At 64.3% G+C, this 7066-nt stretch carries 6 protein-coding genes and 1 pseudogene; 1 reads left to right on the top strand and 6 read right to left on the bottom strand.

The features are described 5' to 3' along the window. Positions 1-1295 (bottom strand): annotated as a pseudogene (locus EN994_RS36840) (extracellular solute-binding protein); the annotation flags it as partial. 477 nt (positions 1296-1772) lie between these two features. On the opposite strand from EN994_RS36840, the gene EN994_RS12225 reads away from it, so the two are divergent. Next, entirely contained in the window at positions 1773-2801 is a 1029-nt protein-coding gene (locus EN994_RS12225; RefSeq protein WP_024501567.1) for a LacI family DNA-binding transcriptional regulator, read from the top strand. Between the two features lie 57 nt (positions 2802-2858). Here EN994_RS12225 and EN994_RS12220 read toward each other — a convergent pair whose 3' ends face one another. The 5 genes from EN994_RS12220 to EN994_RS12200 form a co-directional block, all read right to left on the bottom strand. After that, positions 2859-3878 (bottom strand): aliphatic sulfonate ABC transporter substrate-binding protein, encoded by a 1020-nt coding sequence (locus EN994_RS12220; RefSeq protein WP_063168543.1) that lies wholly within the window; start codon positions 3876-3878, stop codon positions 2859-2861. Between the two features lie 36 nt (positions 3879-3914). Beyond that, a complete protein-coding gene (locus EN994_RS12215) occupies positions 3915-4811 on the bottom strand; it encodes an ABC transporter permease (RefSeq protein ID WP_127224208.1) in 897 nt (298 codons plus the stop codon). Positions 4812-4823: 12 nt separating this feature from the next. Continuing rightward, a complete protein-coding gene (locus EN994_RS12210) occupies positions 4824-5660 on the bottom strand; it encodes an ABC transporter ATP-binding protein (RefSeq protein ID WP_013530817.1) in 837 nt (278 codons plus the stop codon). Positions 5661-5677: 17 nt separating this feature from the next. Continuing rightward, positions 5678-6004, bottom strand: a complete 327-nt coding sequence (locus EN994_RS12205; RefSeq protein ID WP_013530816.1) for a ferredoxin family protein — start codon at positions 6002-6004, stop codon at positions 5678-5680. After that, positions 6001-7066 (bottom strand): FAD-binding protein (locus EN994_RS12200; RefSeq protein ID WP_127307558.1); only part of this gene is annotated, 1066 nt, incomplete at its 5' end. The genes EN994_RS12200 and EN994_RS12205, both read right to left, overlap by 4 nt.

Below are 7066 nucleotides of genomic sequence, written 5' to 3'. Positions count from 1 at the left end.
TTGTGGAAGGCTGTCGCGCCGGGATAGTTGATGGTCGGCACGGTGCGCGCCACCGTCTCGCGCACGACGTCCATGTGGTAGGCATGATAGGTCTGGCGCACCAGCGGATCGGAGAAGTCCGAAAGCCGGAACGGGTCCAGATAACCGCCGGGATTGGCACTCATCCAGGCGTAGATACGGGCCGAGCCCAGCCATTGCAGCAGGAGATAGGCAACCTCCTGGTTCTTCGACTGCGACGAAACCATGCCGGTCAGCGAGAACCACAGCACGGAACGGCTGATCAGCTTGCCGTCGATCTCGCGGCCTGGCGGCAGCATCGAGCCGATCTTGCCGGTGACGGCCGAATCCTTGTTGCCGGCATTGTCGAGGAATTTCGGCAGGTTGGAGAAGGCGCAGGTCATCGCCGCACCACCCTTGGCGAAGTTGCCGTATTGCTCCGGCCAGCCCCAGGAGATCGCATCCGGCGAATGATGTGCGAGCGAAGCGACATATTCGTTGGTGGCGGCGATGCCTTGCTCGGAATTGATCATCGGCTTGCCGTCATCGCCAAACAGGAATTGGTTGGGCGAAGCCATCGAGACATAGCGCTGGTACCAATTGGTATAGCCCCAACCCTGGTTGCGCAGGTCGGTCGAGCCGAACAGGCCCTTGTCCGGTCACTGGAAGAAGGCGGCGATGTCGCCATGCTGCTTCCAGGTCTTCGGCGGCGCCAGATCGTAGCCGTATTTGTCCTTGAAGGCCTTCTTCTCGGCTTCGTCGCCGAACAAATCGGTGCGGTAGACCCAGGTCTGGAAGTCGCCATCCAGCGATACGCCATAGTTGGAGCCGCGGTATTTGTTGAGCAGCGACACGCCCTTGGCGCCGTTGACATAACCGCTGACGGGATCGTCCCATTCGGGCTTGTGCTGCGCGACAAAGTCATCGAGCTTGGCGATGCCGCCGGTTTCGGCGAGGTCGCCGAGGCGGTTCCATTCGGTCGAATAGATGTCGTAGGCCCCACCCTTGGTGGAGATGTCCTGCATCGTCTTGGTGAATTCCTGGCCGTTCGGCAAACCGACGATTTCGATCGCGATGCCGGTTTCCTTTTCCCACAGCTCCTTGATCGACGGCGCACCGGCCGGGAACGGCTGCGTGAGCTGGCCGATCGAGCCGTCGGACAGGCCGAGCACGATCTTGGCGGGCGCCTTGCCGGCGCCCTTCAGCGCCTTGGCCGCCTCGATGGCGCGGCCTTCCGGCGTGTCGGCGCCATACTGGTAGCGCTCGGCTCCATCGAAGCCCGTCGGGCCGCCGATCATGCCTGGCGCCAGCGCGTCGGCCGCATAGGCGCGGCCGGGACGAATGAATTGGGGTGCGATACCAGCGGCGGCCATGATCACAGCCGCCTTTCCTCCGGATGCCAGCAGCCGGCGCCGCGAGATGCGGATCAAGTCAGACATTGAAACTCCTCCCTCAGGGCCACGTTTCCTCCACGGCCCTTATGAGGGATATTGACGGCAGCATGGCAAGGCTGTCAACATCATAAATAATCAAAACACCTCACAACATCGCAATAGGGCAAGGAAATGCACAAAAACGGGATCCATGCATCATGCCGGGTGCTTCAATTTGAGGGCACACGACCCTTCCCGGCCCTGCGCAGCCCTGCCGGACCATTTGATTTAGCGCGGCGGCTTGCGCATGGGCTAAGGGCGGATACATCATTTCCCATCAGAATCGCCGATGGCGGGGAAGCCGTCACCAGCCGATCTGACGCATGCAGGAGATGAAAGACGGTGCGTTCCACCCTGACTGACATAGCCCGGGAAGCCGGCGTCTCGGCCGCCACCGTCGACCGCGTGCTCAACAACCGACCCGGCGTGCGGGCGCGCACGCGCGAAATCGTGCTCGAAATGGCGCAGCGCCTCGGCTACATCGCCGAAGGCCCGAACGGCGCGCCGCCACGGCCCTCGCCTGGCGAGGTCATCCGACTCGACTTCGCGCTGCCGGCCGGCACCAATTCCTTCATCAAGATGCTGCACCGGCACATCGAGGCACAGGCTCTGGCGCGGCCCGACCTCGATGTCCATATCGCCACCATCGAGGGCTTCAATCCTGACCGGCTCGCCCGCCTGCTGCAGGACCTGCGCGGACAGACGCAAGGCGTCGGCGTTATAGCGCTCGACCATCCGACGGTGCGCGAAGCGATCCGATCCCTGTCGGCCAACGATATCAAGGTGGTGACCATCGCCTCCGACATCCTGCATGTGCCCAGGGTCGCCTATATCGGCATCGACAACCGCGCCGCCGGGCGGCTGGCCGGCTATCTGCTCAACCGCTTCATGGGATCGGGGCATCCGGGCAAGGTGGCGCTGTTCGCCGGCTCGCTGTCCTATCGCGGCCACGAAGAACGCGAGATGGGGTTCCGCCACGTCCTGACCGAGGAATCACCCAACCTGCAGATCGTCGAGATGCGCGAAATGCTCGACGACCGCGAGAAGGCCTATTCGGAGGCATCGGCCCTGCTGGAGCGGCACCCCGACCTTGCCGCGATCTACAATGTCGGCGCCGGCAACACCGGCATCGCCCGCGCGCTCAAGGAGCACGGCCGCGCCCAGTCCATGGTCTTCCTCGGCCACGAGGTGACGGACGGCACCAAGGACCTTCTGCTCGACGGCACGCTCGACGCGGTCATCGACCAGAACCCGCGCGTCGAAGCCCGCGAAGCGCTCAACACTTTGACCCATGCGGTCCGGGGATTGCCCTATGAACTGCACCAGCCAAGGCTGCAGGTGATCTTCAAGGAGAACATCCCAGAGATTTGACGGACCAGACGAACGGGGCAGCGCGGTAAAGCGCCCGCCCCGCTCGATGCTTCCAGTCTATTGGACGGCAGCGACTTCAGCCGCGGCGCCATCGACAAAGCTCTTGTCGACCCATTTTCCGTAGTCGATCGAGCCCTTCAGGAGCCCGGCGCTGGCCATGAATTTCTCCTCGCCCTGCAAGGCGGCGATCGCGTCGTCGGTGAGTTTCGGATCCTGGTGGAACACCCCGTCGGCATAGGTCTTGCGGACGGATTTCTCCGACGACTTGGTCGCCTCCACAAACGTCTTGATCGTCTCGTCCGGATGAGCGTCGGCCCAACGCGAAATCTCGATGTCGACCTTCAGCAGCCGCTTGACCAGATCGGGATATTTCGCCGCGAAGGCGCCGTTGACCGAGATGACGTTCGGCACGTTCCATTCCGGATGGGTGCTGGTGTCGAACAGCACCCGCGCCTCGCCGGTGTCGCCCAGCTTGGCCGCCGTCGAATCCGTCTCGACAATGGCGTCGATATCGCCGCGCAGCAGCGCCGGGCCGGATGCCTCGAAAGGCAGGTTCAGACCTTCGACGTCATTGGTGGTCAGGCCGACGCTGTTCAGTGCCTTGCTGAAGTTCGAATGCCGCACCGTTCCGGTGAGATAGGCGACCTTCTTGCCCCTGAGATCCTGCAGCGTCTTCAACGGCGAGTCGGTTTTGACGACGATGTAGGAACCGCCGGCCTTCACATAGCTCGACAGGCCGATCAGCTTGACGTCGGCGCCGGACGCAGCAACGCGCAGCGCCGGATTGTTGCCGGTATAGGTGAACTCGATGGCGCCGGTCGCCAATGCCGTCGTGGCTTCCGAGCCGCCGTTGAAGGTCACCAGTTCGACCTTGATGCCGTCCTTGGCGAATTCCTTGTCCCACCAGCCGTCCTTCTTGGCGAGGATGAATTTGAGGTGCCCCGGCGCCGTGCTGCCGATGCGGATGATGTCAGGCTTGTCCTGTGCGAAGGCAGGCATGCCGCCAAGGCCGATTACGACGGCAATGGCGCCCTTCAGAAGCAGCCGGCGAATTGCGTCGAATGGGATGTTGGGCATGGGAAAATCCTTCCTGTTTGGAATGAATGGGGCCGCTTAAATGAGCGAGGTCTCGGACTGGCCCTTCCAGGCTGTTGCCCAGCGCTCGAACCAGACGAGCAGGTAATTGACGGTCAGGCCGATGACGGTCAGCGTCAGGATGCCGGCGTACATGTCGGCCGTTTCCATCATCAGCTGCGAATTCTGGATGAGGAAACCGAGGCCGGATTTGGCCGCCAGCATCTCGGCGCCGATGACCGCGAACAGCGAGGATTTCACCGCCAGCCGAGCGCCGGCGACGATCGAGGGAATGCTGGCCGGCAGGATGACTTTCCGGAACAGGTCGAAGTCGGACGTGCCCATCGAGCGCGCCGCCTTGATGAGCAGCGGATCGACCGACTTGACGCCGCTGATCGTGTTGACGAGGAGAAAAAACACCGAGGAGTAGAAGGTGATCGCGACCTTCGATTCCTCGCCGATGCCGAGCAGCAGGATGAACACCGGCAGAAGCGCGAATTGCGAGGTGTTGCGCAGCGTCTGCACCAAAAGGTCGGAAACCTTCTCGAACAGCGAATAGCGCCCCATCAACAGACCGAGCGGGATGGCGACCACCACGCCGAGTGCGAAGCCGATCGCAGCGCGCTGCAGGCTTATGCCGATATGCTCGATCAGCACGCCCGAGGCGAGCAGCGCCCACCCGGCGACCAGCACCTCGCTCAGCGGCGGAAAGAAGATCCGGTTCAGCCAGCCGAGCCGGGGCGCGATCTCCCACAGCAGGAAGAACAGGCCGAGCAGCGGCAAGCCATAGAGGAATGTGCCGCGGCTCGCTTTCTTGCTCCGGATCTTGGCGTTGGCCTTGATGGCGGGGACCCTGGCGGCGGCTACCGTTTCGCCAGCGCCGGCAAACAGGTGGAGCGCTCCAGCGGAGCCAAACTTCTCGGTCAGATAGGCCATGGGTCCAGTTCCTCAGTGACTGAAGGCTGGCGACAGAGTCCAGTCCTTCTGCGCCTTGTTGACCTCGTCGCGCAGCACGTCCCAGACGCGAGCGCGATATAGATTGAATTCGGCGCTGGCGCGGATGTCGCCGTCGCGCGGCCGTGGCAGGTCGATATCGATGATCTCCTTCACCGCGCCCGGCCGCGCCGTCATCACCACCACCCGGTCGGCGAGGAAGATCGCCTCGTCGATCGAGTGGGTGACGAAAATGACCGTCGTGTTGATCTTGCCCCAGATCCGCAGCAGCTCGCCTTGCAGAAGCTCGCGCGTCTGCTGGTCAAGCGCCGCGAACGGCTCATCCATCAGCAACACTTCCGGGTTGCTGGCCAGCGCACGCGCGATCGCCACACGCTGCTGCATGCCGCCGGACAGCTGGTTGGGAAAACGGTCCTCGAAGCCGGCAAGGCCGAACAGCGACAACAGATGGCGGGCCGTCGCCGTGCGCTCAGCCTTGGCCACGCCGCGCACTTCCAGCGCATATTCGATGTTGGCGAGCGCCGTGCGCCAGGGAAACAGCGCATATTGCTGGAAGACATAGCCGGTCTTCGGGTCGGGCCTGGTGATGCGCCGGCCATCGAGCTTGACGTCGCCGCCGGTCGCCTGCGTCAGCCCGCCAATGATGTCGAGCAGCACCGACTTGCCCGAGCCGCTGGGGCCGACCAGCGTGATGAACTCGCCCTTGCGGATCGAGAGGTCAACGCCATCGAGCACGGTGACGCGGTCGGTCGCCTCGCCATCGACGGTGACGAACTGCCCCGGCTTGAGCTGGAAGGTCTTGCTGATGTCGCTGACGACGATACGGTCCATATCTGTCTCCGATCGGTTCACTGCGCCACGCGGATGCGGTGCGTCGGGTCGAATTCCGAGCCGCCGGCCTTGCCGCGCTTCCAGCCGAGCGCGCGGGCATAGGAGCCAAACAGCTGTCGGGCGTCGGCCTGAGCTTCCGTGATGCCGGTCGGCCCTTCGGCGAACTCGGCCACATAGAGCGCGTCGGTCGGGCAGTAGATTTCGCACAGGAAGCAGGTCTGGCAGTCCTCCTGGCGGGCGATCACTGGCACGCCGCTCTCGGTCGCGTCGAAGACGTTGGCCGGGCACACCTTGACGCAGATGTCGCATTCGACACAGCGCGTGGCTGAGACGATCTCGATCATGACGCCAGCTCCGCCAGCCGCTCAGGCGCGCCTGCGATGCGGAACGCATCCACACCGGTGATGACCAGCCGGTGCGCGAAGGCCGGGCTCTTGCCCGGCAAATCGGTGCGGCGATGCATACCGCGGCTCTCGGTGCGGTGCAGCGCTGCGGCCACGGACCAGCGCCCGGCGGCGGCGATCGAAGCTGCCTCTCGGGTACGGACCCTATCCAGCCCGTCGCCTTGCAGATGGTCGCGCACGTCGCGCCAGACACTCTCCAACCGCTCGCCGCTTTTCTCCAGGCCTTCGCCGGTGCGGAAGAAATTCTTGTCGAGCGGCGTCACCTCACTGCGCACCGCCTCGATGACTTCGCCTGCCGAGATGTCGACGCGCGGCGATGATGCAGGACGTAATCCAGCCTGGCCAAGCGACTGCACCTCAGTGCGGAATGCCTTGCCGGTCCGGCGCTTGGCATGGGTCGAAGCGCCCTTGCCCGCCCACCAGCCGCTGGCCAGCGCCCAGGACGAATTGACGGCGCCGCCGCCCGACACCGCACCGGTCATGATCTCGCGGCTGGCCGCGTCGCCGGCGACATAGAGGCCGGGTACGCCGGTGGCGCAATCGTCGGAGACGATGTCTATGCCGCCCGTGCCGCGCACCGTGCCTTCGGCGCGCAGGGTGATGCGGAACAGCTCGCTGAAAGGGTCGATGCCGGCGCGGTCATAGGGCACGAAGCAATTCGGCTGGCCCTGGCGCAGCCAGCCCTGCAGCGCTGGTTCGGCCTGATCGAGCCGCGCGTAGACCGGGCCGTCGATCAGCGCGCGCGCCACTTCCTCCTCGCGGTCGCCGATGCCGTTGCGCAACGGCTCGCCGGTCGGCCCGACGATCGGTGAGCCATCTTCGCGATGGAACGACGCCCAGCGGAACGGCAGCCCCTTGTTCAACGAGGAGCCGTAGGGCGCCAGCGTGTATTTGCCGGTGAACTCCATGCCCGACAGGCTGGCGCCGGCCTCCGCCGCCATCAGATAGCCGTCGCCTGTCAGCCCGGTCGCGCCGAACATGCGCTCGCGGAAAGCGCAACCA

It is taken from the genome of Mesorhizobium sp. M7A.F.Ca.CA.002.09.1.1 (assembly GCF_003998555.1).
Classification (GTDB): Bacteria; Pseudomonadota; Alphaproteobacteria; order Rhizobiales; family Rhizobiaceae; genus Mesorhizobium; species Mesorhizobium ciceri.
Note: the sequence above shows the minus strand (reverse complement) of the source record. Positions and strands in the feature narration are given on the sequence as shown.

Bases quoted from the DNA above. Each gene is read 5' to 3' on its own strand.
- EN994_RS12215 (WP_127224208.1), bottom strand. From the start codon at position 4,811: ATGGCCTATCTGACCGAGAAGTTTGGCTCCGCTGGAGCGCTCCACCTG.
- EN994_RS12210 (WP_013530817.1), bottom strand. From the start codon at position 5,660: ATGGACCGTATCGTCGTCAGCGACATCAGCAAGACCTTCCAGCTCAAG.
- EN994_RS12220 (WP_063168543.1), bottom strand. From the start codon at position 3,878: ATGCCCAACATCCCATTCGACGCAATTCGCCGGCTGCTTCTGAAGGGC.
- EN994_RS12205 (WP_013530816.1), bottom strand. From the start codon at position 6,004: ATGATCGAGATCGTCTCAGCCACGCGCTGTGTCGAATGCGACATCTGC.